Origin of the sequence: Apilactobacillus pseudapinorum (assembly GCF_040369555.1) — a bacterium.
Classification (GTDB): Bacteria; Bacillota; Bacilli; order Lactobacillales; family Lactobacillaceae; genus Apilactobacillus.
Genome location: NZ_BAABVU010000005.1, coordinates 32,496 through 57,629, shown reverse-complemented (window position 1 = coordinate 57,629; position 25,134 = coordinate 32,496). Strand labels below are relative to the sequence as shown.

25 protein-coding genes, 2 tRNA genes, 1 other RNA gene and 1 other annotated feature (1 of these 29 cut by a window edge) are annotated in these 25,134 nt (G+C 34.2%); of the genes, 6 read left to right on the top strand and 22 right to left on the bottom strand.

The window, feature by feature from the left end:
* Positions 1-6: 6 nt before the first annotated feature.
* The 12 genes from ABWU86_RS00320 to ABWU86_RS00265 form a co-directional block, all read right to left on the bottom strand.
* A complete protein-coding gene (locus ABWU86_RS00320; RefSeq protein ID WP_053949829.1) occupies positions 7-909 on the bottom strand; it encodes a F0F1 ATP synthase subunit gamma in 903 nt (300 codons plus the stop codon).
* Positions 910-930: 21 nt separating this feature from the next.
* A complete protein-coding gene (gene atpA, locus ABWU86_RS00315) occupies positions 931-2,460 on the bottom strand; it encodes a F0F1 ATP synthase subunit alpha (protein WP_353320840.1) in 1,530 nt (509 codons plus the stop codon).
* Positions 2,461-2,491: 31 nt separating this feature from the next.
* On the bottom strand, positions 2,492-3,034 hold the full coding sequence (gene atpH / locus ABWU86_RS00310; RefSeq protein WP_293793835.1) for an ATP synthase F1 subunit delta: 543 nt from the start codon (positions 3,032-3,034) through the stop codon (positions 2,492-2,494).
* Entirely contained in the window at positions 3,024-3,560 is a 537-nt protein-coding gene (gene atpF, locus ABWU86_RS00305) for a F0F1 ATP synthase subunit B (RefSeq protein ID WP_293793837.1), read from the bottom strand. The genes atpH and atpF overlap by 11 nt, the downstream gene beginning before the upstream one ends.
* A gap of 52 nt (positions 3,561-3,612) precedes the next feature.
* Positions 3,613-3,825 (bottom strand): F0F1 ATP synthase subunit C, encoded by a 213-nt coding sequence (gene atpE / locus ABWU86_RS00300; RefSeq protein WP_053949825.1) that lies wholly within the window; start codon positions 3,823-3,825, stop codon positions 3,613-3,615.
* Positions 3,826-3,862: 37 nt separating this feature from the next.
* Complete coding sequence (atpB, locus tag ABWU86_RS00295) at positions 3,863-4,579, bottom strand: F0F1 ATP synthase subunit A (protein ID WP_293793841.1); 717 nt, start codon at positions 4,577-4,579, stop codon at positions 3,863-3,865.
* A gap of 267 nt (positions 4,580-4,846) precedes the next feature.
* Positions 4,847-5,479, bottom strand: coding sequence for a uracil phosphoribosyltransferase (gene upp, locus ABWU86_RS00290; RefSeq protein ID WP_293793843.1), 633 nt, complete (start codon positions 5,477-5,479; stop codon positions 4,847-4,849).
* A 14-nt stretch (positions 5,480-5,493) separates the two neighbouring features.
* A complete protein-coding gene (gene glyA, locus ABWU86_RS00285; protein WP_353320837.1) occupies positions 5,494-6,735 on the bottom strand; it encodes a serine hydroxymethyltransferase in 1,242 nt (413 codons plus the stop codon).
* A 30-nt stretch (positions 6,736-6,765) separates the two neighbouring features.
* On the bottom strand, positions 6,766-7,785 hold the full coding sequence (locus ABWU86_RS00280; protein WP_353320835.1) for an L-threonylcarbamoyladenylate synthase: 1,020 nt from the start codon (positions 7,783-7,785) through the stop codon (positions 6,766-6,768).
* A 17-nt stretch (positions 7,786-7,802) separates the two neighbouring features.
* Entirely contained in the window at positions 7,803-8,645 is an 843-nt protein-coding gene (gene prmC / locus ABWU86_RS00275) for a peptide chain release factor N(5)-glutamine methyltransferase (protein ID WP_353320833.1), read from the bottom strand.
* Positions 8,638-9,720 carry a peptide chain release factor 1 gene (prfA, locus tag ABWU86_RS00270; protein ID WP_293793852.1) on the bottom strand — a complete coding sequence of 361 codons (1,083 nt, stop codon included), beginning with the start codon at positions 9,718-9,720 and terminating at the stop codon, positions 8,638-8,640. The genes prmC and prfA overlap by 8 nt, the downstream gene beginning before the upstream one ends.
* 11 nt (positions 9,721-9,731) lie before the next feature.
* A complete protein-coding gene (locus ABWU86_RS00265; protein WP_293793855.1) occupies positions 9,732-10,316 on the bottom strand; it encodes a thymidine kinase in 585 nt (194 codons plus the stop codon).
* A gap of 170 nt (positions 10,317-10,486) precedes the next feature.
* Here ABWU86_RS00265 and ABWU86_RS00260 point away from each other — a divergent pair, with 170 nt between their 5' ends.
* Positions 10,487-11,836: a Mur ligase family protein gene (locus tag ABWU86_RS00260; RefSeq protein WP_293793858.1), complete on the top strand. Its 1,350-nt coding sequence runs from the start codon at positions 10,487-10,489 to the stop codon at positions 11,834-11,836.
* Positions 11,836-12,546: a type 1 glutamine amidotransferase gene (locus tag ABWU86_RS00255; protein ID WP_293793860.1), complete on the top strand. Its 711-nt coding sequence runs from the start codon at positions 11,836-11,838 to the stop codon at positions 12,544-12,546. Before ABWU86_RS00260 ends, ABWU86_RS00255 begins: the two co-directional genes overlap by 1 nt.
* Positions 12,547-12,559: 13 nt before the next feature.
* Here the strand turns inward: ABWU86_RS00255 and ABWU86_RS00250 are convergent, their stop codons facing one another.
* Genes ABWU86_RS00250 through ABWU86_RS00240 form a run of 3 tightly spaced genes read right to left on the bottom strand, consistent with a single transcriptional unit; the run spans position 12,560 to position 17,140 of the window.
* A complete protein-coding gene (locus ABWU86_RS00250) occupies positions 12,560-13,570 on the bottom strand; it encodes a serine hydrolase domain-containing protein (protein ID WP_293793862.1) in 1,011 nt (336 codons plus the stop codon).
* A gap of 17 nt (positions 13,571-13,587) precedes the next feature.
* On the bottom strand, positions 13,588-15,414 hold the full coding sequence (locus tag ABWU86_RS00245; RefSeq protein WP_293793866.1) for an ABC transporter ATP-binding protein: 1,827 nt from the start codon (positions 15,412-15,414) through the stop codon (positions 13,588-13,590).
* Positions 15,407-17,140: an ABC transporter ATP-binding protein gene (locus ABWU86_RS00240; RefSeq protein WP_293793868.1), complete on the bottom strand. Its 1,734-nt coding sequence runs from the start codon at positions 17,138-17,140 to the stop codon at positions 15,407-15,409. The genes ABWU86_RS00245 and ABWU86_RS00240 overlap by 8 nt, the downstream gene beginning before the upstream one ends.
* 345 nt (positions 17,141-17,485) lie before the next feature.
* Here ABWU86_RS00240 and ABWU86_RS00235 point away from each other — a divergent pair, with 345 nt between their 5' ends.
* Positions 17,486-17,842: a hypothetical protein gene (locus tag ABWU86_RS00235; protein WP_293793871.1), complete on the top strand. Its 357-nt coding sequence runs from the start codon at positions 17,486-17,488 to the stop codon at positions 17,840-17,842.
* 99 nt (positions 17,843-17,941) lie between these two features.
* A complete protein-coding gene (locus ABWU86_RS00230; RefSeq protein ID WP_353320829.1) occupies positions 17,942-18,493 on the top strand; it encodes a cysteine hydrolase family protein in 552 nt (183 codons plus the stop codon).
* A gap of 240 nt (positions 18,494-18,733) precedes the next feature.
* Here the strand turns inward: ABWU86_RS00230 and ABWU86_RS00225 are convergent.
* Positions 18,734-18,806 (bottom strand) — tRNA-Gln (locus tag ABWU86_RS00225).
* A 108-nt stretch (positions 18,807-18,914) separates the two neighbouring features.
* Between ABWU86_RS00225 and ABWU86_RS00220 the strand changes: the two genes are divergently transcribed.
* A tRNA-Glu gene (locus ABWU86_RS00220) sits at positions 18,915-18,988 on the top strand.
* Between the two features lie 35 nt (positions 18,989-19,023).
* Here ABWU86_RS00220 and ABWU86_RS00215 read toward each other — a convergent pair.
* Positions 19,024-19,683 carry a cysteine peptidase family C39 domain-containing protein gene (locus tag ABWU86_RS00215; RefSeq protein ID WP_293792975.1) on the bottom strand — a complete coding sequence of 220 codons (660 nt, stop codon included), beginning with the start codon at positions 19,681-19,683 and terminating at the stop codon, positions 19,024-19,026.
* A gap of 135 nt (positions 19,684-19,818) precedes the next feature.
* Between ABWU86_RS00215 and ssrA the strand changes: the two genes are divergently transcribed.
* Positions 19,819-20,189: a transfer-messenger RNA gene (ssrA, locus tag ABWU86_RS00210) on the top strand.
* A 38-nt stretch (positions 20,190-20,227) separates the two neighbouring features.
* Here the strand turns inward: ssrA and ABWU86_RS00205 are convergent.
* The 5 genes from ABWU86_RS00205 to ABWU86_RS00185 form a co-directional block, all read right to left on the bottom strand.
* Entirely contained in the window at positions 20,228-21,172 is a 945-nt protein-coding gene (locus ABWU86_RS00205; protein WP_353320827.1) for a hypothetical protein, read from the bottom strand.
* A gap of 299 nt (positions 21,173-21,471) precedes the next feature.
* Positions 21,472-22,650 carry a GH25 family lysozyme gene (locus tag ABWU86_RS00200; protein ID WP_353320825.1) on the bottom strand — a complete coding sequence of 393 codons (1,179 nt, stop codon included), beginning with the start codon at positions 22,648-22,650 and terminating at the stop codon, positions 21,472-21,474.
* A 170-nt stretch (positions 22,651-22,820) separates the two neighbouring features.
* Entirely contained in the window at positions 22,821-23,477 is a 657-nt protein-coding gene (locus ABWU86_RS00195) for a hypothetical protein (RefSeq protein WP_293792981.1), read from the bottom strand.
* A gap of 80 nt (positions 23,478-23,557) precedes the next feature.
* The gene (locus ABWU86_RS00190; RefSeq protein ID WP_293792982.1) at positions 23,558-24,520 is read right to left on the bottom strand and encodes an NAD(P)H-quinone oxidoreductase; all 963 of its coding nucleotides are present in this window, start codon (positions 24,518-24,520) and stop codon (positions 23,558-23,560) included.
* Positions 24,521-24,528: 8 nt separating this feature from the next.
* A complete protein-coding gene (locus ABWU86_RS00185; protein WP_293792984.1) occupies positions 24,529-24,921 on the bottom strand; it encodes a tautomerase family protein in 393 nt (130 codons plus the stop codon).
* Positions 24,922-25,062: 141 nt separating this feature from the next.
* Positions 25,063-25,134, top strand: a binding site (T-box leader) (it continues 136 nt past the right edge of the window).

Sequence of the window (25,134 nt, the reverse complement as noted above, 5' to 3'; positions counted from 1 at the left end):
GTCATATTAGTGCTTTAGAGCTTCTTGACCACCGACAATTTCTGTAATTTCGGTAGTAATAGCAGCTTGTCTAGCACGATTGTATTGTAATTCTAATCTAGAAATAAGATCTGATGCGTTGTCTGAAGCAGATTGCATTGCAGTTGAACTTGAAGAATGTTCTGAAGTTTTAGCATCAAGAATTGCTCCAAATACTAAACTTTGTGCGTATTGAGGTAATACAACCTTCAATACTGCAGATTCATCAGGTTCGATATCGTATTCCGCATTAATTTCATGGGCTTGGATATCTTTACTTGAATCTTCTTCAAACGCTTCGCTATCCATTGGCAGCATTTTTTCAGCTCTAAAAGTTGAAGAAATTCTGTTAACAAAGTGTGTGTAACAAACATATAGTCTATCGAAGACACCATCTTCAAACATTGAGTTTGCAGTTGTAACGATTTCTCTAACTTCAGCAAAAGTAGGAATATCAGAAACACCACGATATTCATAAGCAACGTTTACATTACGATTCTTATAAAAATCAGCACCGTTTCCACCCACTGCTAAAATCATGTAATCGTCAGGATTAGGTGTATGAGCTTCAATAAAGTTATTAGTTTCTCTAATTACATTACTATTGTAACTTCCTACCATTCCACGATCAGATGTAATAACTAGGTATGCAGTCTTACCTGATTTATGGTCAGATGCATTACTTGAGGAATTAATTTTGTCTAACAAATGAGACTGAGCTAAATGCATTACAACAGCCTTAACACGAGAAACATATTCCTCATAATTACTGGTATGCTTTTGAATACGATTCAACTTTGCAGTTGAAACCATTTGCATCGCAGTAGTAATTTGACGTGTATTTCTGGTTGATGCAATACGATGTTTAACATCATTAATAGATTCAGCCATTAGTTCTCACCATCCTTCAAGCTAGTTATTTTGAGTTTCTTCTTGCTTACTTGGTACAAATGATTTAGTAAATTCATCAACTGCATTTGCTAAGTCATCACCATCAGGTAACTTACCAGTACTAATAATGTGGTCTAATATGTCACGGTGTGAAGCATCGAAGAAGTTGAATAATTCAGTTTGGTAACGTTGGATATCGTCAACAGCAACTTTGTCTAAGAATCCGTGAGTCAAACTAAATAGAATAAGTACTTGTTTTTCGACAGGTAGTGGAGCATGAAGAGGTTGTTTTAGAACTTCTTCAGTACGAGCACCACGGTTCAATTTAGCTTGTGTAGCATCATCTAAATCTGAACCGAATTGAGCAAAGGCTTGTAGTTCATGATATGAAGCCAAGTCAAGTCTCAAAGTACCTGCTACTTGTTTCATCGCTTTGATTTGAGCATCCCCACCAACACGAGAAACTGATGTACCAGCATCAATGGCTGGACGAGTTCCTGAATAGAACATGTCTGAGTTCAAGAAGATTTGACCATCAGTAATTGAAATAACGTTGGTTGGAATATAAGCCGAAACATCCCCTGCTTGAGTTTCAACAATTGGTAGAGCAGTCATTGAACCGCCACCTAACTTGTCAGATAACTTAGCAGCACGTTCTAGTAAACGTGAGTGGGTATAGAAGATATCACCAGGATATGCTTCACGACCAGGAGGTCTACGAAGAATAAGTGATAGTTCACGGTAAGCATTAGCTTGTTTTGTTAAATCATCATAAACGATTAACACATGCTTACCTTGGTTCATAAAGTATTCACCAATTGCAGCACCAGCATAAGGAGCAATGTATAGTAGTGGAGCTGGTTCAGAAGGACCGGCTGACAATACGATTGTGTAATCCATTGCACCAAATTTTTCTAGTGTTGCCACTTGTGAACGAACAGTTGAATCTTTTTGTCCAATAGCTACGTAGATACAAATCATATCTTGATCCTTTTGGTTCAAGATTGTATCAACAGCGATTGAAGTCTTACCTGTTTTTCTATCACCGATGATTAATTCACGTTGGCCACGACCAATTGGAACTAACGCATCGATTGACTTAATACCAGTTTGTAATGGTTCAGAGACACTTTGTCTGTCCATGATACCTGGAGCTTTCTTTTCGATAGGACGAGTGTTTTCAGTCTTGATATCACCCTTACCATCAATTGGTTGTCCTAAAGAGTTGATGGTTCTACCCACCATGTCTTCTCCAACAGGAACTTCCATGATTTTACCGGTACGTTTAATAGTTGCACCTTCACGAATATGTGTACAGTCACCTAAAACAACAATACCTACATCGTTACTTTCAAGGTTTTGAGCCATACCATAGATTCCGTTTTCGAATTCAAGTAACTCACCAGACAACGCGTTATCTAAACCATGAGCACGAGCAACACCATCACCAACGTAGGTTACAACTCCTGTTTCTTCAACAGCAAGTTCATCCTTAAAGCCAGCAAGTTGTTGCTTGATTAGAGCACTGATTTCTTCAGCATTAATGCTCATATAAGTTTCACCTCTTTGATAGATATTGTTATTAACTCAATAGAAGTTTTTTAATGTTGTTAATTTTAGTCTTAACACTTCCATCAAAAATAACGTTCGATGATTTTAGAATTACACCACCGATTATACTTTGATCAACTTTGTTATCTAAGATAACTTCGTTTGCCCCTACACGTGCTTTAAAAGCACTTGCAAGGTTGTCTTTTTGTTCGTCAGTTAGAGGAACTACAGAGACTGCATCAGCATGAACAATTTTATTCTTTTCGTTATAAGATTGTTCAAATTCTTCTACAATTAAAGTTAGTTCATCCATTTTGTTTGAACCTAATAAAACTTTTAATAGGTTCTTTACATAGTCGACATCAGAATCGTCAATCAAAGGTTTGATTAAACTTTCTTTTTTGTCTTCTGGAAAGCTTACGTCAGTTAAAGCTTGTTCTAATGAAGGATTATCAACAAAAACTTGTTTGATTGATAATAATTCTTTTAAACCAGTTTCAACTTCGTTTTGTTCTTCCAACACTTCGTAAAGTGCTTTTGAATAACGTTTTGCAAATGTGATTTTATCTAGCATCTTGCTTCCCCAACCCTTCAATATAAGAATCAATCAATGCCTTTTGATCGTCAGCTTTTAATTCTTTTTGAATGATCTTAGAAGCAATCTCAATAGATAAATTGGCCACATCATTTTTAGTGTTTGCTAAAGCATCTTGACGTTCTTGTTCAATATCTTTTTGAGCAGAAGCCTTAATACTTTGGGCATCGTTTCTAGCAGAAGAAATAATTTGTTCTCCTTGGACTTGAGCTGATTGCTTAGCATTGTTAATAATGCCGTTAGCATCTTCTCTTGACTTAGATAAAGCGTCTTCACGTTGTTTAGCTAAGTCTTCAGCTTCCTTACGAGACTTTTCTGCTGAATTGATGTCATCGGCGATTTTGTTAGCACGTTTTTCCATCATTTCTGATAATGGTTTCCATGCGAAATGCATGATTAGAAGCATCAAAATAATGAATACAACGGCTGTAAAAATCATATTACCGAAGTACAATCCACCGCCATCAGTCGTAGCGACTGTTGGAATTAATGAATGTGAAAGCATCTATTGACACCTCCTTAATTGAGAATAGAAGAATTATTTTACCTTTTAATTATTACTTGTTCATGTAAACAAGTGAAAGAACAAGTGAAATAATTGGCATAGCTTCAACCAAACCAACACCGATAAACATGTTAGTTCTTAATGCACCAGTCATTTCTGGTTGTCTAGCCATTCCTTCTAGAAATTTTGAAACAACAATACCGTTACCGATACCTGCACCGATAGCGGAACCACACATAGCGATACCTGCAGCGATTACACCCATGGTAAATCCTCCTTAAATAAATAAAAAATAATGAAAATTATTCCTCAGGTTCGAGCTTTTGAGAAATGTATACGAATGTTAATGTAACGAAAACGAATGCTTGAACACTACCGATAAAGATAGAGAACGCATCCCAAATCATCGCTACGAAAACACTTGGAATAAGACTTACAGCTCCCATTGAGAATGCAAGTTTCGTAACCATTCCTAGAAGCAATTCACCTGCGAAAATGTTACCGTATAAACGTAATCCAAGAGTTAAGAAATTAGCTAACTCTTCAAAAACATTTAACGGGAACAATAACTTAAAAGGCTTGAAATAACTTCCTACGAAGTAACCTTTAAATCCTAGTTTTGAGACTCCTAAGAAGTGAGCTAATGACAATGAAATTGCAGCCAATGTCAATGCCACGATAGGATCGGCGGTTGGACTCTTTACGTAAGTCACCCCACTGTAATCAACTTGGAATAATAGTCCCATTTGATTAGAGATAAAGATGAATAGAAATAGTACAAATGCGTAAAGGCCAAAGGCGTTAGCCTCAGATCCTGAGATCGATCCTTTAACTATTCCATTAGTAAAGTCTACGATTGCTTCTAGGAAATTTTGCTTTCCGCTTGGAATCAATTGTAGTCTTCTAGAACAGATAAAGACTAATAAGAAAGTAAACACGGCTGCTACCGTAACAGCTACCATATTCCCAATATTAAAAGTCAATCCGAATAGCTTAAAAGTAGATATTGGATCATTCACAGATTATCACCCCTTTTCGCAACCTAAGTATACTAACCATTATGTAATATAATGACAGTTTTTACTTTTAAGATGATGTATTTCTCTTACAAAATACATACAAATATTACCACCAATCAAAGTTTATTTCAAAATAAAAAGGGCGAAATAGAGGAAAAATTAATTTTTTAAAATTTGTGCTTTACAAAATCAAAAAAATGTATCTTAGCAATTTAGAAGAAAGTTATACATAAATAAAAAAGCCATCAAAAATGATGGCTTTTTCTATTATTTAGTTCCAAATAAACGGTCACCAGCATCACCTAGACCAGGTGTAATATAACCATTTTCTAATTTTTCATCTAATGCGGCAGCATAGATATCAACGTCACCATGGGCTTCTTGAAGAGCTTTCACTCCTTCTGGAGCAGCTACCAAGCACACAAATTTGATGTTACTTTCGTCAACACCGCGCTTAATCAATGCATCAATCGCCATGATGGCAGAACCACCAGTAGCTAGCATTGGATCAACTACGAAAATTTGACGTTTGTCAATATCACTAGGTAATTTCACAAAGTATTCATGAGGTTGAAGGGTTTCTTCATCACGATACATTCCTATGTGTCCCACCTTAGCTGCAGGGATTAAATCTAGGATTCCATCAACCATCCCAATACCAGCTCTTAAAATAGGAACAACTGCAACTTTCTTACCTGAAAGTTGTTTTGCATGCGCAATTCCTTGAGGTGTTTTAACATCTACATCTTCTAAAGGCATTTCTCTAGAAACTTCAAACGCTAAAAGTGAAGCAATTTCATTAACGACTTCACGAAATTCTCTAGTTCCACAATTTTCATTTCTGATAATTGTTAATTTGTGTTGAATCAATGGATGATTCATTACTTGAAATTTTCCCATGGTGTTTCTCCTTTTTAATTAAAAATTGGATGTTTTTGGGTTAATTCAGCAACTTCTTTTTTAATTTCCGAAAGTACACTTTCATCACTGTGATTTTCGATTGCACGTGTTATCATTTTTGCAACTTTACGTGAATCATTTTCATCAAAGCCTCTAGAAGTAATTGCTGGAGTTCCCAATCTCAATCCACTAGTAACAAATGGACTAAGCTTTTCATCCGGAATAGCTTCTTTGTTGGTTGTTATCTTAAGAGAGTCTAACAGAATTTGAGTTTCTTTTCCATTTAATTCTGTATCAGTTAGGTCTAAAACCATTAAATGGTTATCAGTTCCGTCTGAAACAACTTTAATGGTTTCACTCTTATTGAATTCATCAGCCATTGCTGCGGCGTTTTTAACCAATTGTTGGCAATATTCTTTGAATGCTGGTTGTAAGTCTTCAAAGAAACAAGCAGCCTTACCTGCAATAACATGCTCTAATGGACCACCTTGTGATCCAGGGAACATTGCTGAATTAATCTTCTTAGCAAATTTTTCTTGTGACAAAATCATTCCACCACGTGGACCTCTTAGGGTCTTATGAGTGGTTGTAGTTACGACATCGGCGATTCCGATTGGACTAGGATGTAAACCAGTAGCAACTAGTCCGGCGATATGTGCCATATCTACCATTAAGTATGCCCCTACTTCATCCGCAATTTCTCTAAATTTATTCCAATCAATAAATCTACTGTAAGCTGAAGCTCCAGCAACGATGATTTGTGGTTGCACTTCCTTAGCAATTTCCAGGATCTGTTCATAGTTTAAACGTTCTGTTTTTGGATCTAACCCATATGAGAATGATTGATAAATCTTACCAGAAAAGTTAACTTTCGCACCGTGTGTTAAATGTCCTCCGGCGTTTAAATCCATTCCTAATATTTTATCGCCAGGTTTTAAAAAAGCAGAGTAAACGGCTTGATTAGCTTGTGAACCTGAATGTGGTTGAACATTAACATATTCTGCACCAAAAAGCTTTTTAGCGCGTTCAATAGCTAATGTTTCAGACTTATCTACGAATTCACATCCACCGTAGTATCTTTTACCTGGATATCCTTCTGCATATTTGTTAGTTAATACAGAACCTTGCGCTGCCATCACAGCGTTTGACGCAATGTTTTCAGAAGCAATTAGTTCAATTGTGTTTTCTTGACGAGCTTGTTCATTTTTAATTACATCCCATAATTCTTTGTCTTCAGTTTGGTAATCGTATTTCATGATAGAAGTGCCCCCTCAATATTTACGTAACTATTTATTAAAATGCTTTTGTCCTGCAGATTTGTTCAAACGATTCATGTAGGCTTCACCTATGCCATCATTTGAAAAACCTTGCGCTAGAATCGATTTAACATCGGATTCATTATCAAAATGTCTTAGGCCAGCAAATAATGAATGACTGGCTGATAAAACATCTGAACCTAATGAGAATGATTCAACATTATTACTAAGGTGTAAATTGTTTAAAACAGCATCTGTTGCCATGACACCAACTTTATCATCTTGTTCAGCAGCCCACTTTGCAGCTTCTTCAAAGTCTTTAGGACTATCAACAATATAAACTTGCGCAGATGGTGCGTAATGCTTATATTTCATCCCAGGCGCTTTTGGAACCTGAGCATCAGCAACATGAACTCTTTCATCTAAAACTGGTTTGTGAATTACTTCTTGAATTTGTTCAGTTGAAATAGCTCCAGGTCTTAAAATAGCTGGTTGGTCAGTTGACATATCTAAAACTGTTGATTCTACCCCAAATTGGCATTCACCATCATCCAAAATTCCAGCAATTTTACCTTTTAAATCATGGTAAACATGCATCGCAATAGTTGGACTTGGTTTTCCAGATGTATTCGCTGATGGTCCCACAATTGGTACCCCTGCTTTTTTAATCAACGATAATGTTAAATCATTATTAGGATTTCTAAATGCTGCTGTGTCTAATCCACCAGTTACCGTTTTAGATAAAACGTTATCTTTTAAATTAAAGATAATTGTTAATGGTCCTGGCCAAAAAGTTTTGATCAAATTTTTAGCTTCATCAGATAATGGCATTGCATACTCCTCTACCATTTCTTCACTATCAACATGAACAATTAGTGGATTATCGCTTGGTCTACCCTTTGCAGCATATACTTTCTTAACCGCATCTTCATTAGTTGCATCAGCCCCTAATCCATATACAGTTTCTGTTGGAAAAGAAACTAGCTTTCCTTCCACTATATCTTTTGCCGCTGCATCCAAATCGTTTGCAGTGTAAATGTGTGTATCCATATATTTTACTTCCCTCCTTAATATTTAACTCGTATCATTCGCGGATTACCGAAAAAGTCACATCTGCTAGTTACTTGGCAATCAGGTAATGATTCTGTGAAAATCCTGGTAACTGCCTCAGTTTGTTTAAATCCGATTTCCAGATATAAAGTTCCGTGAGTAGTATCCTTCTTCATTTTAATATAATTTGCGATAGATTGATACATAAATAAGCCATTATTTTTTGCAAATAAAGCCTGCTTTGGTTCGTGTTTTAATACACTATCATCCATATAGTCGATTTCATCTTCGGAAATATAGGGAGGATTGCTTATTATTACATCAAAATCTTCGTGAATAGAGTCGAACAGATCACTCGTCAAAAACGCTACTTTGGTTCCATTTTCTTCATTATTATACTTAGCAACTTCTAAGGCATCTTTTGAAATATCGGAGGCAGTGATATCCCAATCTGGATGTTCTTTACTCAAAGAAATGGCGATGGCACCACTTCCGGTTCCTAAATCTAATACTTTCAATTTTGGACTTTCTTGAAATTCATTTAATACCCACTCAACAAGCTCTTCAGTTTCGGGACGTGGGATTAATACTCTGGAATCAACTTTAAAACTATTACCATAAAACTCAGTTGATCCAATAATATATTGAGCTGGATTACCATCTAGATACTGATTAACCCATTCAAAATATCTATCAGCGTCTTGTGAACTCATTTCATCACGATAATGTAATAACAAATGTGTATTATCAAATCCAAACATTTCCATTAAGAACAATCTGGCGACTTCTTCATCTAAATTTTTTTCCTTGATAAGAAAAGAAGCCCTTTTCTGGGCTTCAAAGTAAGTCATATTAGTCATTCTTTAATTGCTCCAACTTAGCAGTTTGATCAGATAAGATTAAAGCATCAATGATATCTTCTAAGTCACCAGTCATAACTTTATCCAACTTGTTAAGAGTTAAACCAATTCTATGATCAGTAACACGGTTTTGTGGATAGTTGTAGGTTCTAATTCTTTCTGAACGATCACCACTACCAACTGCTGATTTTCTTTCAGCATCGTATTTATCTACTTCTTGTTGTTGGTAGTAATCATAAACACGTGACTTCAAAACTTGCATTGCCTTAGCACGGTTTTGTTGTTGTGAACGTTCATCTTGCATCGCAACCACAATTCCAGTAGGTAAATGAGTCATTCTAACGGCTGATGAAGTCTTGTTAACGTGTTGTCCACCAGCACCAGAAGCACGGTAAACATCAGTCTTAATATCTTTTGGATCAATTTCTAAATCAACATCTTCTGCTTCAGGCATAACCCCAACAGTCGCAGTTGAAGTATGAATTCTACCAGCTGATTCAGTTGAAGGAACTCTTTGCACACGGTGAGCACCGTTTTCAAATTTAAGTTTTGAGTAAACGTTGTCCCCTTGAATCATAATGGCGATTTCTTTAAATCCACCAACTTCAGTATCACTTTCATCGATAATTGAAGTTTTCCAGCCTTGGCTTTCAGCATATCTAATGTACATGTTGTAAAGGTCAGCAGCAAATAGACTACCTTCATCCCCACCAGCAGCACCATGAATTTCCATGATGATGTTTTTGTCATCGTTAGGGTCTTTAGGTAGAAGCATAATTTTAATTTCTTCTTCTAGTTCACCCTTTTGTGGTTCTAGTTCACTAATTTCAGCTTTAACCATTTCATTCATGTCATCATCTAACTTTTCAGCTAGCATCGCTTTGTCGTCTTCTAATTGAGAAACAACATCTTTATACTTATTATAGGTAGCAACAACTTCACGTAAGCTACCTTCTTCTTTTGACAATTCCATGAATCGCTTAGTGTCAGCAATAACTTCTGGGTCACTAATTAATTCATTTAGTTCGTCATAGCGATCAACTACAGATTGTAGCTTTTCAAATATTTCATCCATCTAATAATTCCTCACTTTCCCATTTGTTCCATTGGTGGATTGAAGTAATGCTTTCTACATACTGGATAGTATGATTCGTTTCCTCCAACTTGAATTTGTTCGCCCTCGTATACTGGCTTACTATCATGAAAACGTAAGTTCATAATCGCTTTACGTCCACAGAACCAACAAATTGTCTTCATTTCTTCGATTTTATCAGCATACAACAATAATGCTTGTGATCCTTCGAATAAATTGTTTTGGAAATCGTTCTTTAAACCAAAAGCAATTACAGGAATTGATAATTCATCCACAATTTTCGCTAATTGTAAGACATGTTGCTTACTTAAAAATTGAGCTTCATCAATTAAGATACAACTAGCATCTGGGTCAATTGATTTAACCATTTCAAAACAGTTAGAATCTGCTTCAATAACATGTGCATTTCTACTTAGGCCGACTCTAGAAGCAACAGTTCCGCGTTCCTCTCTAGTATCTAGCGCACTAGTCATAAGGATAACTGATTTACCTTGTTCCTCGTAATTATGCGCAACCTTAATAATTTCGATTGACTTACCACTGTTCATTGCCCCGTAACGATAATATAGCTGTGCCATGATAAAACTCGCTTTCTCTATTTTTCTCATTTATTATTATAGCCGATTTATCAATTAATTTCGATAGTTGCGACTAATTTGAATGATTTTACTAAAATAATTCAATTATTCGTTCTATAATAGGAAAGTATGATAAAATTTTGTGTATTAATTAATTAAGGAGTACAAGTATGTCTATAAGAAGCGAATTTGCGACTTTTGCGGGTAAATCATCATACTGGTTCTTACACACATTTCTGAATGGTGGAAGTTCACTTCCTGGTAAAATTACCACTGCAATCGATCCTGCAATCTTAAAACATTTAGGTCAAAACTACGACATTATTGTTGTAACTGGTACTAACGGTAAAACCCTTACCACAGCACTAACTGTTCAAGTCCTAAAACAAAAATACCAAAACGTGGTTACTAATCCTTCTGGTTCTAATATGGAACAAGGATTGGTTACTACATTCTTAAAAGCTAAAAATCCTAAAAGTAACCGACCACTAGCAGTGCTAGAAGTCGATGAAGCAAACGTTATTAAGCTTACAAAACATATTCAACCAATTGCTTTTGTATTCACCAATATTTTTCGTGATCAAATGGATCGTTATGGCGAAATTTACACTACTTACAAAAAAATTATCGATGGTGTAAAGTTAGCTCCTAACGCAACTATCATTGCAAATGGTGATGCGCCTATCTTTAATTCAGTTGATTTACCAAATCCAAAGATTTTTTACGGATTTAAAAATCACGAAGATGGCGATAACTTCAAAGCTGAACCAAATACTGACGGTGTTTTATGTCCAGTTTGTCAAAATATTTTGCACTATCACTACATTAGTTATGCCAACTTAGGTAACTACTTCTGTGAACATTGTGGATTCAAGCGCCCTGAGTTATCACACGAATTAACTAAACTAGATAACTTAACACCCAACTCATCAGACTTCACTGTTGATGGTCAAAACCTAACTATTGGTATTGGTGGTGTTTACAACATCTACAACGCCCTTGCTGCATACTCTGTTGGAAGATTATTAGATGTTGATCCAAAAGACATCGCCCAAGCATTTACTGCAAACGAACGTGTCTTTGGTAGACAAGAATTAATCGACATTGATGGTAAGGAAACTACCCTTGTGTTGGTTAAAAATCCCGTTGGTTTGAACCAAGTGATTGATACTATCTCTAAGGAACAAGATAATTTTTCATTAATCTGCTTGTTAAATGCCAACTACGCTGATGGAATTGATACTAGTTGGATTTGGGACGGTGAATTTGAACGTTTCACTCAAATGCCAATTAAAAAATTCATCACTGGTGGTGAAAGATACAAAGATATCACCTTTAGATTTAAAGTTGCTGGAGTCGATGAAGACATTCATGAAGTTCAACCAGATTTAGAAAAAGTAGTTGAAGAAATCCCTTCACTACCAACTAAAAAGGTTTATATTTTAGCAACTTATACTGCAATGCTTCAATTAAGAAAAGACTTTGCTGAAAAAGGTTACATTAAGGGAGGTATGGAATAATGACCAAAGAATATACATTACACATCGCCCATTTATATGGTGATTTAATGAATACTTACGGTGATTTAGGAAATATCTTAGTATTAAAATATTACGGTAAAAAAATGGGCATCAACGTTGAATCACAGGTTGTTAGTCTAGACGAAGATTTTAAATCTGATGACTATGACATCGCCGTTTTTGGTGGAGGTCAAGATTTTGAACAAAGTATTGTTTCAAAAGACTTCCAAACTAAGAAGGATGAAATTAAAAAATTCATTGATTCTGATGGTTGCTTACTTGCCATTTGTGGTGGTTACCAATTACTAGGTAAGTACTATATCGATGCCGAAGGAAATAAAATTCCAGGAATTGGTGTATTAGATCACTACACAGAACAACAACACGATAACCGTTTCATCGGTGATATTAAAATTAAAAATAAAGAAACTGGCGAAGTTTACCACGGTTTTGAAAATCATCAAGGTGTTACCTACACTGGTAATGGTGAACGTCCTTTAGGTGACGTTGAACAAGGTTATGGTAACAATGGTGCTGATAACGCTGAAGGTGCAATCTTTAAGAACGTATACTGCACTTACTTCCATGGTCCTATCCTTGCAAGAAATAACATCATTGCTAAACACATTTTAATCAAAGCATTAAAACGTAGATATCCAAATGATGACTTTTCTGCACAAGAACAAATTGATGTTTCAGAATCATATTAAAAAAAGACGAATCTTACGATTCGTCTTTTTTATTTGCTTTTAAATAAGTTTCAATTAACGGTGCTCTTCTTTCAATGAATTCTTCATTAGGAGAAACCGGATGAACTCGATTAGATAGAAAAATCATTGCCCTTTTCTTTTCTGGGATTATCACAATAAAGGTTCCTGTAAAACCAGATTGCCAAATATAGTGCATCCCCTCATAATCTAATCTTTCAAAACCGTATGTTCGACCTAAATCGTAACCGGTTTGGTCTTTATAAAAACCAGCCAGTGTCTCTTCTGAAAGTACTGGGTTTTCAGCCGGATTTAAAATTGACTGAACGAATTTAATCAAATCATCCATATTACTGAATAATCCAGCTGACCCACAGTCATCCCCTAAAACCTGCGCTTTAGGATCATGAACAGTTCCCTGCAATAAGCCATGACGTTCATCATAAACAGTCGGAACACAATCCGCAGGGTTAGGATGAAATGAACTGTTATCCATCTTCAGTGGCTGTAAAACATATTCAGTAATCAATTGATGAATCGATTCGCCTGTAATCTGTTTTGCAATTAAGCCTAAAAAAATGAAGTTAACATCTGCATAATGCATCTCTTTGTTCAAACCTAATCCGACATGAAGCCCTAGTAAGGCGTCTATCAATTCATCATGATTGAGTTTGTCACGATTAGGAATATACCCTTCGATGCCAGATGTATGGCAAATTAAATTTCTGATGGTAACTTCACTAAATTTCCATTTTGGCAAATACTTTGAAATTGAATCATCTAAACTCAATTTGCCCAGTTCAGCCAATTTCAGAATTACCATTGTAGTTCCAACGACTTTAGTTAATGAGGCCATATCATATATTAGATGACCATCAGCTAAAGGTTTCTTAACCGGTAATAATTGACGATTACCAATTAAGAAACGTTGAACACTACCTTCATCTATAAAAGCATAGTTAACACCTGGAACAACTTGATCTTTCACTAATTGTTCAATAGATTGGATAGTCTCAGAATATTGCATGTTATTAACCTTCTATCTTATAGGTTGTTACCAATAAATTGAGAGTTATATAAATCAGCATAGAAACCATTTTCAGCCATCAATGATTGATGATTTCCGGTTTCTTTAATTTGTCCATGATTCATAACAATAATCTTTTCGGCATTTTGGACTGTTGATAATCTGTGGGCAACCACGAAACTAGTTCTACCCTTAATTAGATTATCCATTGCATCTTGAATTAACGATTCAGTTCTTGTATCAACAGAACTAGTTGCTTCATCTAAAATTAAAATGTCTGGGTTAGCTAAGAACGCACGCGCAATTGTAATCAATTGACGTTGACCTTGTGATACGTTGGATGCTGATTCATTTAGAACCGTGTTATATCCATCAGGTAGTTTTTCAATGAATTCATCTGCTTGTGCTTCTTTAGCAGCACGGTATACATCTTCATCAGTAGCATCTGCATTTCCATACTTAATGTTGTCAAAAATAGTTCCAGTAAATAGCCAACTATCTTGTAGCACCATTGCAATGTGAGAACGCAAATCACTTCTACTCATTTGACGAGTATCCACACCATCTAATTTAATTGATCCTGAATCAATATCATAGAATCTTTCTAACAAGTTAATAATAGTGGTTTTACCAGCCCCTGTAGGTCCAACAATCGCTACTGTTGTTCCCTTTTCAACATCCAAATTGAAGTCCTTAATTAGTGGATTATCTGGTAAGTATCTAAAGTTAACATTTTCAAACTTAATCTTGTCAGTAGTTTCGATTGGTGCAATATCTACTTTTTCATCCACCATTTCTGGTTCATCTAGAATTTTAAAAATTCTTTCAGCAGAAGCAATGGTTGATTGAATGGTATTAGTTAAGTTAGCAAGGTTGGTAATTGGTTGGTTAAACATGTTTACATATTGTAAAAACGCTTGAACATTACCTAATGTAACAGTTCCAGCCGCAACTTTAATCCCACCAAAAACGGCAACAAAAACATAGTTCAAGTTTTTAACGAAGTTCATTAATGGGAACATAAAACTTGAAACAAATTGAGCCTTCCATGCAAAGCTGTAGTATTTATCGTTTTGTTCTTCAAACTTTTTAATTGCTTCTTCTTCACGGTTAAAAGTCTTAATGATTGTGTGTCCAGCAAAGTTTTCTTCAACTTGACTGTTAACTTCCCCTAAATGACTTTGTTGCTTACTAAAGAACTTTTGTGATTTAGGTGCGATCACACCAACAATAATTCCAATTAATGGCAATGTACATAAAGCGACTAATGTTAGTGAGAAACTAATTGTTAACATCATATATAAAACACCAAAGAACAATAGCACACTAGTAATAAATTGAGTTAAGTTCGTTTGAAGCATTGTAGAGATGTTATCCATATCGTTAATCATTCTAGACATAATATCCCCATTTGAATGAGTGTCGTAATATGAAATTGGTAATCTTTGTAGTTTTGCTTTTAAATCTTTTCTTAATTGGTAGACAACTTTTTGTGAAATGTAAGTCATGATAAATTGTTGCCCAACATTGAATAATGCAGCCACAATATATAAAGCAGCGACAATAATTAAGATATGACCAACTGCACTAAAATCAATTGGTAATGTTGAGACATGTAGTCCCATTTTCTTCATTACAAAAGCTTTGGTAACACCTTTATAAATTTCAGTTGTTGCTTCCCCTAAAACCTTAGGAGTAACAATTTGGAGAATAACCGCAGCGACCGACATGATTAAGGTAATAATAATTCCCAACAACCATGGCTTAACGTATTTAACTAAACGCCAAGTTGCTGACCAGAAGTTTTCTGGTTTTTCTTTTTTACCACGACTGTGATTATGCATTTTGGTCATCCCCTTCCTTGATTTGTGATGCTAAGATAGCACGGTAATAAGGGTTGTTTTCTGATAATTCCTTGTGGTTACCTGAACCAACCACCTTACCATTGCTCAATACTAAGATTAAGTCAGCATCAGCAACAGTGGAAATTCTTTGTGCCACAATAACTGTGATGGCCTTTTGAATTTTTTCATCATTGTTAAGAGCTTGACGTAATAACGCATCAGTCTTGAAGTCTAATGCTGAGAATGAATCATCGAATACATAAATGTCAGCATTCTTCAAAATAGTTCTAGCGATTGCTAAACGTTGCTTTTGACCACCAGAGAAGTTATCACCGTTTTGTTCAACACGTGAATCTAATCCGCCTTCTTCTTTAACAAAGTCATCAGCACGAGCAATGCTTAATGCATGCCAAATTTCATCATCGGTAGCATTTTCATTACCATACAACATGTTTTCACGAACAGTTCCTGTAAATAGAACCGCCTTTTGTTGAGTAATGGAAATTAGCTTGTGAAGATCCTTTTGGGTCATATCTTTTACAGATGTTCCGTTAATCTTAATTTCACCATTTGTAACATCATAAAGACGTGGAATCAAATTAACTAAACTTGATTTACCAGAACCAGTTTCTCCGATAATGGCAACTGTTTGTCCAGACTTCGCCTTAAAATTGATATCTGATAATGATAATTTATCAGTATCACCATACTTGAAGTCAACGTGATCAAATTCGATTGAAGCATCACTGCTCTTAGGTTCAACAACATTTTCACCATCAACGATTGAATCTTTCACATCTAAAACTTCATTAATACGAGCAGCAGAAGCTTGTGCTCTTGGAATGAAAACAAAAAGCATTGATAACATCATAAAACTAATTAAGATTTGAGTTGCATAAGTCATGAATGCAACTAAGTTACCAACAGCTAAAGTGTTATGAGAAATCATTTTGGCACCAAACCAAACGATTCCAACATTGGTTCCACTAAGGATGAATGTCATTAATGGGAACATTAATGAAGTAATCATAAATACCTTAGTTCCTGTTTTAGCATATTTATTGTTGTATTTATCAAAACGATTTTGTTCATAGCTATCACGATTGAATGCTCTAATAACTCGAACACCAGTTAACCCTTCTCTAAAGACTAGGTTTAACTTATCTGTTTGACCTTGTAATTTTCTAAACAAAGGTCCTGCAAACATCATTACGATTGATACAGATACAGCTAATACAAGTAGAGAACATAAGAAGACAACAGTTAAATGTGGACTCTTAACAAATGCAAGAATCATAGCCCCTACTAACATGATTGGAGCCATTACCATCATTCTTAATACTTGAATCATAACGTTTTGGATTTGGACAACATCATTAGTATTTCTAGTAATTAATGAAGCATCCCCAAATTTATCTAAATCTTGATCCGCTAAGTAAATAATTTTTCTGTATAAAGCAGATCTAATCTTTTTACCCATCTTTTGAGATTGGGTGGCTGCAAAGAAGATATTTCCACCAGCGGAAATTACCCCAACGAATGCAACTGCCAGCATTTTAAAACCTTGTGACCATATGTAACTGACATTATTTTGTGCGACACCTTTATCAATGATATTAGATGTAACGGTTGGTAAATATAAGTCTGAAGACACTTGAGCAACCATAAAAAGAACAGCTGCTACCACTGCCCACCAAACTAAATATTTTTTAGCTAGTCTAATCATTTAAGTATTCACTCCGAACTATTTTATTTTTTCCGAATTTTTTGAAATCAAAGAGTAATTATATACTTCCAAAATCATTTTTGAAAGTGATTACATTACTCAATTTCACTCCCTTCCATTAAAAATTAAAATCCATTGTTAGCAAGGTTAAAACAACGTTAATTAACCCATCCATTTTTTTAAAATTATCTATAAGTAACCTTTTTATCCCTATCAAAAAAAACATAATTAAATAAAGTTTACCATAACATTTGTTTTATGCTATCAAAAGGAATGGATTGACCATTTTTTATACATGATGTATAATTTATTCCGTGAATTTTTGATTTCTTAGGAGCATAAATTATGAAAAAAATTATCTTTAACATTGTAATTTCAATATCAGAAGGTCTATTGGCAGCTTTATACTTCTTTGTCAGTATGATCCATTTAAGTTCCAACCACATGATTTCAGATATCAGTTCGATTAATGAAACCACTGTTGCTTTAATATTCAATATCTTTTGTTTATTACTAATCTCTCAAATCATCATTAATTTCACTACAATTATCAGACCGATAAAAATATCCATTTTATGTTTTATTTTCGTTTACAGTCTATTTATGTTCTTTATTACTAAAGAAATTAATATCGATTTAATGATATTGAACTCAATCGTTATTTTTCTAAACGGTATCAATTTAAGCTATTTCGAAAGATAAAAGTTCAATTAAAGCAAACTTATAATTTATATAATATTTAATGGCATTTCTATAATTATCATATATAATAGTAGTAATATAATTAAGGAGATAATTATTATGCCTAAAGAAGCCCTTCTTATCATTGACTACACTAACGATTTTGTAGACGACAATGGTAACTTAACTGTTGGAAAACCTGGACAAGTTTTAGTAGATTATATTGTGGATTTAGCAGAACAATTTAGATCATCCGGTAACGAAGTAATATTACCAACCGATTTACACGAAGAAAACAATCCATATCACCCAGAAACTAAATTATTCCCACCACATAACCTAAAAGATACTTGGGGGCGAGAATTTTACGGATCACTAAATGATTGGTATAACCAGCATGCGAATGAAAAAAATGTATACATGTTCGATAAAACTAGATACAGTTCTTTTGCTGGAACTGATTTAGATTTATATCTAAGAGAACGAAAGATCGATACTATTCATTTAGTGGGTGTATGTACCGAAATCTGTGTATTACACACCGCTGTTTCTGCATATAACTTAAATTATAATATTATCGTCCACGAACAAGGTGTTGCAGGTCTATCACAAGCTGGTCACGACTTCGCATTGAGCCACTTCAAAAATAGCATGGGCATTACCATTAAATAAAAAAGAGATGCATTGGCATCTCTTTTTATTTTTCAATAAATTATTCCATGATAACTGTCATTTATTTTTTTCGCTAGTTATAAAATGATTGTGATATCAACATTTCTAAAGTGTTTAGTAAATGTCCTTTGCCCATATGTTAATGACTTTTAACGAATAAACTTGGATACTAAAAAAACGCCATCATCCCCAACATGACAGCGTTATGACAACTAATACCCGCTTATGAATATCAGCTTATTGGGCATACTGGACTCGAACCAGTAAATTAAGGATTCAGAGTCCTCTGCCTTACCAATTTGGCGAATGCCCAATGAACATCACGTATTCAATATTAATACAAAGATTTCGTTAATGTCAACATGTCAGGTGCGTTGACATCAATAATATTGGATAGTAATATTGAAAGTGTAAGTTTTATTGCCCGCTGGTCAAACTGGTTTAAGACGTCGCCCTCTCAAGGCGGAGTTACGGGTTCGATCCCCGTGCGGGTGATAATTAAAAAGACAACCATTATTTGGCTGTCTTTTTTAGTAACTAATGGCTTTATAGCCACTTTTTTTCCATAACTTTGTTAACTCTTTAATGGTAATAACCTTCTTTAGTCCGTCTTCTGGATCATAGTAAAAGAATATTTTATGATTAAATCCAAATAAGACCAAACATTGACTATCACGTCTACCCCAGATTAAAACCGGTCGATTTCGACTAATCTGACTTCTTAAGCGACGGAATGACTTTTTAGTAATGTTCTTGTATGAACCAACACTATTTACTAATACTGTTTTATATTCTTTATCTGTTAAATTATCAACTGTTGAATCAATTTTTTCAAAGACTGGATAATCCGGTTTTGAAAAATGAACTAACGTTGATAAGGCATTAGCCTCATTAGAGTTCACTTCGCTAAATTCAATTTGTGTTAAACTCAACACTCGATAGTTTTTACGAATGAATTTATTGGGAATCCAACCGTTAGTAACTTCATTTTCAAAATGAAACCAAAGATGATTTTGAAAAAAGCCGATTTGATCAATTTCAAATTTAGTTAGTTCGTCTTCATGACGAAAAGATTGTCTTTTAGACTTAGCATCTTGCATGTTAGAAATATACCATTTTTCTACGCGACGATGTTTCAAACGAACGTAAAAAGATGGCACTCTTTCACTAGCAATGGCATTGCTTTTCATTTGTTCACCCTCAATTTTTAGGTTTGTATTATATTATACCAATAAATATGTACTAAACACATTAAAATAAGTCTTTTATCTGATATAATTATTTTACTACCTTCTTAAATATGGTAACATTGATATGTATCTTTTGGGGGCGTTATGGATTCGACGGGTATAGTTCGAATTCGGATTGCGTTCGCAGCGGCGTCTGCTCAACCGTCCAGTTTTTAAATTATAACTGCAAACAATAATTCAAACAACGTCGCTTTAGCTGCCTAATAAGCAGTCTACGACAATCCAACTAGCTTTGCCTAGGGGCTAACTTGGGTTTTATATAATAATAGGCTTACGTTGCTTGCTCACACCTGAAGTTAAGCAAAAGAGATTAATCAGGTTAGCTAATCACGTTAACCCCGGAATACGGTGCTCTGATTAGTGAAGTTTAAATAGTATCCCTATGAGCGTAGATGTTCGAATGGCGATATGCTCGGACGCGGGTTCGACTCCCGCCGCCTCCATTGAATAAAAAAGGATTGTAATCAACGATTACAATCCTTTTTTAATATTTACTATCAGCAGAAAGTATAACAATATTAATTTGTACGCTACGATTCATTCTAATAACGCGAATTCCAATCCCGTAGTGTCTTAACCCATAGCCTTCATTACCTAGCAATTGATCCATATGACCGTATCCAGAGTCCGCATCATTAGTAATCATTTCTTTAAAATATCCAACGTACTTGCTAACATTAGAAATCCGATTATCTAAATTCGCATATCCATTTGATTCATAAATGTTATTTTGGTTTCCAACAATTCCCATAGATTGACCATCTAATATTGCGGCTAATTGCTTATGGCGTTTTCCATTAGCTGTTGTATAGTGAGATGCATCCCCTAAGGCAGGATTTACATAGTTTGCTCTTTCTTGAGCCACTTTATCTAAACCTGCACTTCTTAACCAACTACCATTTTTGGTATTAGAACGACTTGACTTAACAAATTGTACGAACTGACTTCTTACACTAGCTATGATTTGCGAGTCAGACATCTTCGTAACATTACCATCAGTATTATCGGTTTGTTCCCCGATATCATCATTGTCTATTATTGTATTTAATGAAGTTGACTTCGCAGCTGCTGGAGCTGCATTATTTTGATGAACAGAAATAATATCGCCTGTGTACATCCAACCCTTTTTAGTCTTGTCTTTACTTTCGACTAACTTAAATTTTTGGGTCTTACCTTTCTTCTTAACAGTTGATTCTGCTTTCGCATAAAGTTCTTTACCGCCAAAATAATCTTTTGCTGATCTCGCTTTGACAGAATTAGCTTGATCATTTTTATAAACCTTCTTATTACCTTTTACTTTAACTTGTTCTGTGCTAATTGATTTCTTAGCAGCATTTACTTGATACCCTTGTGTCAATAATGAAGTACCAACCATTAAAGTTCCAATCATGGTTACAACTATCTTTTTACTTGGTATGGGTATATTCAAAATATTCTATCCTCTCATTAAACTCATACTATTTTCGTTTTTCTTATGCAATACAAAAGATTATATAATGTCTTAAAAGATTAAGAAAGATATAAGCTAGTTAATTTTTTATTAATAAAATAGTTTATTTTTATACACTTAATGTAAAATATCTTATTTTTAGAGGTAATCTTAAGATTTTCTTAATAACTTTTATACAACATTTTTAATAAAAAGGGCATAAAGCGTAATGATTTATGCCCTTTTTTGATTGAAATTAATATAAAAAATAAAAAAGCATCGTCTTAGGACAATGCTTTTTAAAATGCTCGTTGATAAATCCATCCAATAAATTTGCCTTCGTAATAACACTTGTAATAATAACTATGCCAACCATCCTTTATGGCTCTTCCAGTTATGTGAACTCTCTTACCAGCATACTTACTGCCATTTACTAGTTTATGAGTATTAGTAAAGTGGCTATCTACAACATGATTGTAGAAATTATAGTAATTTTTAGCTTTAATTTGTTTAGTCATATTAACCCTTGAGTATGTGATATGAGGACCTAACGCCTTTACGTTAATCCATCCCAAAAGATGGCCATCAAAGTAAGTACGATAATAAGTTTCATTATTAACAGTCGCCTTCATATTGTATGAAATAGTTTTTCCTTTATAATTAGCAACTTCATTACTTACTTTTAATTTGCTTGCATACTTATTATCACCAACTACATGGTTATAAAAGTTATCAGTAGCTCTTGATCTAACTGTGAAAATTCCATTTATCTTTTCATATTTAGCATTAGACTTTGGAGTCGTATTACCAATGAACCAGTCACTATTTTTAACTGTTAGTAAACTGGAGTCAACATATTGACCTAGTGCTGGTGAATAGTAATGGTCAGTATATTGCCATAAGACGTGTTCTCTTTGTGGCTCATTTGTTTGATATGCAGCCAGCCAATAACCATCATAGGCACTAATTGCTTGTGCTGCATGCGTTAACATAAAGCTTTGGTATGAATAGAACAGAATCTTTCTATTTCCAACTAACGGTCTAAGTGCATTAATCCAAGCTAATGTTGATTCGTTAGTTCCACCAGATTTTACGGTTTGTTGTTCATAGTCATTAACATAGAACTTAGCATCAGGTGCTCTATTATATAATGCCTTAGCTTCATCAGCAGCATCGTTTGGATCAGTATACTGACTAAATGAATATACTCCATATGGAACATTATACTTCTTCATTAAAGCGACATTGTTATCAAAAGTCTTGTCGTAATAAGCACTACCAAACTGAACTCTTAAAATAACAAATGGTACTTCGTCCTTTAATTTTTTTACTTGATCATCAGTAAATTTACCTTGCCACTCTGATAAATCGTATACATTATTTTGTGCTGCATGGCTTTGCATAGAACCAAATGACATACAGAACATTCCTACCAATGTAACTCCAACAATCATTAATACATATTTAAGTCTTAACATATTCTCATCCTTTAACACTATGATTAAGTACATTGTACAATGTTAATGTTGCAAGAATAATATACACAAATTACAATTTTTCCCAATTTCTTTACAAAATATTAAAAAAAAGGGCATAATTTGTAACAATTTGAGACTTGACAGTATAAAATAAAATAAGGATTCCAGATTTAGGAGTCCTTATTTTGTGTATGAACATATATGATTAAAATTAATCCGATTAAAATTATTATTGATCCAAGTCCCATTCCAAACAGTCCAGTTGATTCAGAAGCATTATGTGAATTTTCAGTTGATAAAATCGCATATTGCGTAACTATAATGGCCATTAAACCATCGATTACATTTAAAGACTTAATAAATGTAATTGCCGGACTATATAATTTTCTCGACTTAGTTAATCCAATAATTGATGAAATGATTTTAATGAAACCAAGTGTGGCAATTGCTAACATTACGTTTTTAGCGTATACCTGTGGATCTATATTGAGATATAAATACAGGCAAATCAATACAAATGAGATTCCTAAAACAATATAAGTTATGGCACCCCTTAATAAATATCTCAAATCTTGTTTTTCAGTATATTTATGTAATCTTTCCTTAGTGTATACGTGTAAGAAAATAACCCTCGTAATAAACATGATTCCATAATAAATACCAAACACTAATACCCATGTTGATGAAATAATTATTGCTAATACGATTTTAATAATGGATATAACAAAACTTTCAATTGTATTTCCAACTGAAAATAATGCATGTCGATCTGCACTCTCTTTTACATACTTAGATAAAAAATTGAATTTACATAGTTTCTTTGCCATCTTTACGCTCCCAGAAGAATTATTAATAGAATAACTAATTCCAAATAATTAGTAAATAAAAAAGCCGTTTTTCAACGACTTTAATCAACAGATAAAATGATTTTACCAATATTTTCTTTATTTCTCATACATGCTAAAGCATCTCTAGATTCACTTAACTTAAAATGATTGCCAACTTTTAAATCAATTTGATTATCATTTAATAGTGGTAATACATCTTTGCTAAATGATGAAATTAAGTCAGCCTTATATTGATTGGAACGTGTTGATAATAATGTTCCCTCTACGCTAACTCGTTTACCAATGATATCCATGATGTTCATGCTTTCAACAACGCTTCCACCTAAGTTACCAACTAGTACTAGTTTTCCTTCAAACGCTAGAGAAGCAATGTTTTGTTGATAATAGCTGGCACCAATGAAATCAATGATTAAATCCACCCCACGATTATCGGTTGCCTTTTGGACTTCTTCAACGAAATCTTGACTAATGTAGTCAATGGCTACATCAGCACCATAATTCAAACAGATTCCGGTTTTCTTACTACTAGAAGTTGTAATTACTTGGGCATTGGTTAACTTTTTAACCAGTTGAATTGCTGCGGTACCAACTCCACTAGCTCCAGCGTGAATTAATACAGATTGATTGTCTTTTAAATTACCAATGGTAAATAGTGTTTGATAAGCGGTTAAATAACTTTCTGGAATCGTGGCAGCTACATCATATTCAATCTTATCAGGAACTAACATAATTCTTTCTTGGTTAACTGCGACATACTCAGCATATCCACCATTATCCAAAAGTGTCATTACACGTTGTCCTTTATGGTAGTCAGTAGATTTGCTTTCGACAATTTCTCCAGCAACTTCTAATCCTGGAATTGTATCGTCAGACTTCACTTTTTGATCCGCCCATAATAAATCAACATGGTTAACACCAACGGCATGAATTTTTATTAATACTTGGCCATCTAATAGTTTTGGTGTTTGCACATCTACCAATGAGTTTTCATTTTTTACGCTCGCTATTGTTACTGCTTTCATCTTGGCACCTACTTTAATGGACCGTCGATAAATTGAGCGATTCCATTACCAAAGCTCCAATCAGTATCAGTATTGGTAGTCAAATTAATCATTAAATCTGATTTTTTCAATCCAATCGTTTGTTCCAGTTTTTCAGCTAAATCATGGTAGAACTTTAATTTTTGTTCTTCGGTACGTGGTCTAGTAGTTAAACTGAAAACAACCACATCATTAGTTCTTTCAATTCCCAAACCAGTATCTAAAATATTCATTTCAAAATCTTCATGTTGGGTCAAAATTTGGTAACGATCACCTTCTGGTGCACCGAAACAAGCTAACATTACTTCGTAAGAAACTTGCATTAATTGTTTTAAGTACTCTTTATCGTGTCCTTTAATTACATCAATTCTCATTAATGGCATTATCTTCACTCCTTTAGACTAATGTGCTAATTATCCACTAGTACAGTTGCAAAATCAAACAAATTGCTTTTACGTTAATTGATAACTTTATATTGTATTTAACACTTAAATAGTGGTAATATTTAAGTGTTAAATAGTTAATATGAAACTGTAAATACGGATAAGTAATTAGTATTACCTTTTAGCGAGTTAAGGACAGTGAAAGCTTAACAG

Coding starts and splice junctions, on each gene's coding strand:
- ABWU86_RS00320 (WP_053949829.1), bottom strand. CDS start 909: ATGGCTGAATCTATTAATGATGTTAAACATCGTATTGCATCAACCAGA.
- atpA (WP_353320840.1), bottom strand. CDS start 2,460: ATGAGCATTAATGCTGAAGAAATCAGTGCTCTAATCAAGCAACAACTT.
- atpH (WP_293793835.1), bottom strand. CDS start 3,034: ATGCTAGATAAAATCACATTTGCAAAACGTTATTCAAAAGCACTTTAC.
- atpF (WP_293793837.1), bottom strand. CDS start 3,560: ATGCTTTCACATTCATTAATTCCAACAGTCGCTACGACTGATGGCGGT.
- atpE (WP_053949825.1), bottom strand. CDS start 3,825: ATGGGTGTAATCGCTGCAGGTATCGCTATGTGTGGTTCCGCTATCGGT.
- upp (WP_293793843.1), bottom strand. CDS start 5,479: ATGGGAAAATTTCAAGTAATGAATCATCCATTGATTCAACACAAATTA.
- glyA (WP_353320837.1), bottom strand. CDS start 6,735: ATGAAATACGATTACCAAACTGAAGACAAAGAATTATGGGATGTAATT.
- ABWU86_RS00280 (WP_353320835.1), bottom strand. CDS start 7,785: ATGGATACACACATTTACACTGCAAACGATTTGGATGCAGCGGCAAAA.
- prmC (WP_353320833.1), bottom strand. CDS start 8,645: ATGACTAATATGACTTACTTTGAAGCCCAGAAAAGGGCTTCTTTTCTT.
- prfA (WP_293793852.1), bottom strand. CDS start 9,720: ATGGATGAAATATTTGAAAAGCTACAATCTGTAGTTGATCGCTATGAC.
- ABWU86_RS00265 (WP_293793855.1), bottom strand. CDS start 10,316: ATGGCACAGCTATATTATCGTTACGGGGCAATGAACAGTGGTAAGTCA.
- ABWU86_RS00260 (WP_293793858.1), top strand. CDS start 10,487: ATGTCTATAAGAAGCGAATTTGCGACTTTTGCGGGTAAATCATCATAC.
- ABWU86_RS00255 (WP_293793860.1), top strand. CDS start 11,836: ATGACCAAAGAATATACATTACACATCGCCCATTTATATGGTGATTTA.
- ABWU86_RS00250 (WP_293793862.1), bottom strand. CDS start 13,570: ATGCAATATTCTGAGACTATCCAATCTATTGAACAATTAGTGAAAGAT.
- ABWU86_RS00245 (WP_293793866.1), bottom strand. CDS start 15,414: ATGCATAATCACAGTCGTGGTAAAAAAGAAAAACCAGAAAACTTCTGG.
- ABWU86_RS00240 (WP_293793868.1), bottom strand. CDS start 17,140: ATGATTAGACTAGCTAAAAAATATTTAGTTTGGTGGGCAGTGGTAGCA.
- ABWU86_RS00235 (WP_293793871.1), top strand. CDS start 17,486: ATGAAAAAAATTATCTTTAACATTGTAATTTCAATATCAGAAGGTCTA.
- ABWU86_RS00230 (WP_353320829.1), top strand. CDS start 17,942: ATGCCTAAAGAAGCCCTTCTTATCATTGACTACACTAACGATTTTGTA.
- ABWU86_RS00215 (WP_293792975.1), bottom strand. CDS start 19,683: ATGAAAAGCAATGCCATTGCTAGTGAAAGAGTGCCATCTTTTTACGTT.
- ABWU86_RS00200 (WP_353320825.1), bottom strand. CDS start 22,650: ATGTTAAGACTTAAATATGTATTAATGATTGTTGGAGTTACATTGGTA.
- ABWU86_RS00195 (WP_293792981.1), bottom strand. CDS start 23,477: ATGGCAAAGAAACTATGTAAATTCAATTTTTTATCTAAGTATGTAAAA.
- ABWU86_RS00190 (WP_293792982.1), bottom strand. CDS start 24,520: ATGAAAGCAGTAACAATAGCGAGCGTAAAAAATGAAAACTCATTGGTA.
- ABWU86_RS00185 (WP_293792984.1), bottom strand. CDS start 24,921: ATGCCATTAATGAGAATTGATGTAATTAAAGGACACGATAAAGAGTAC.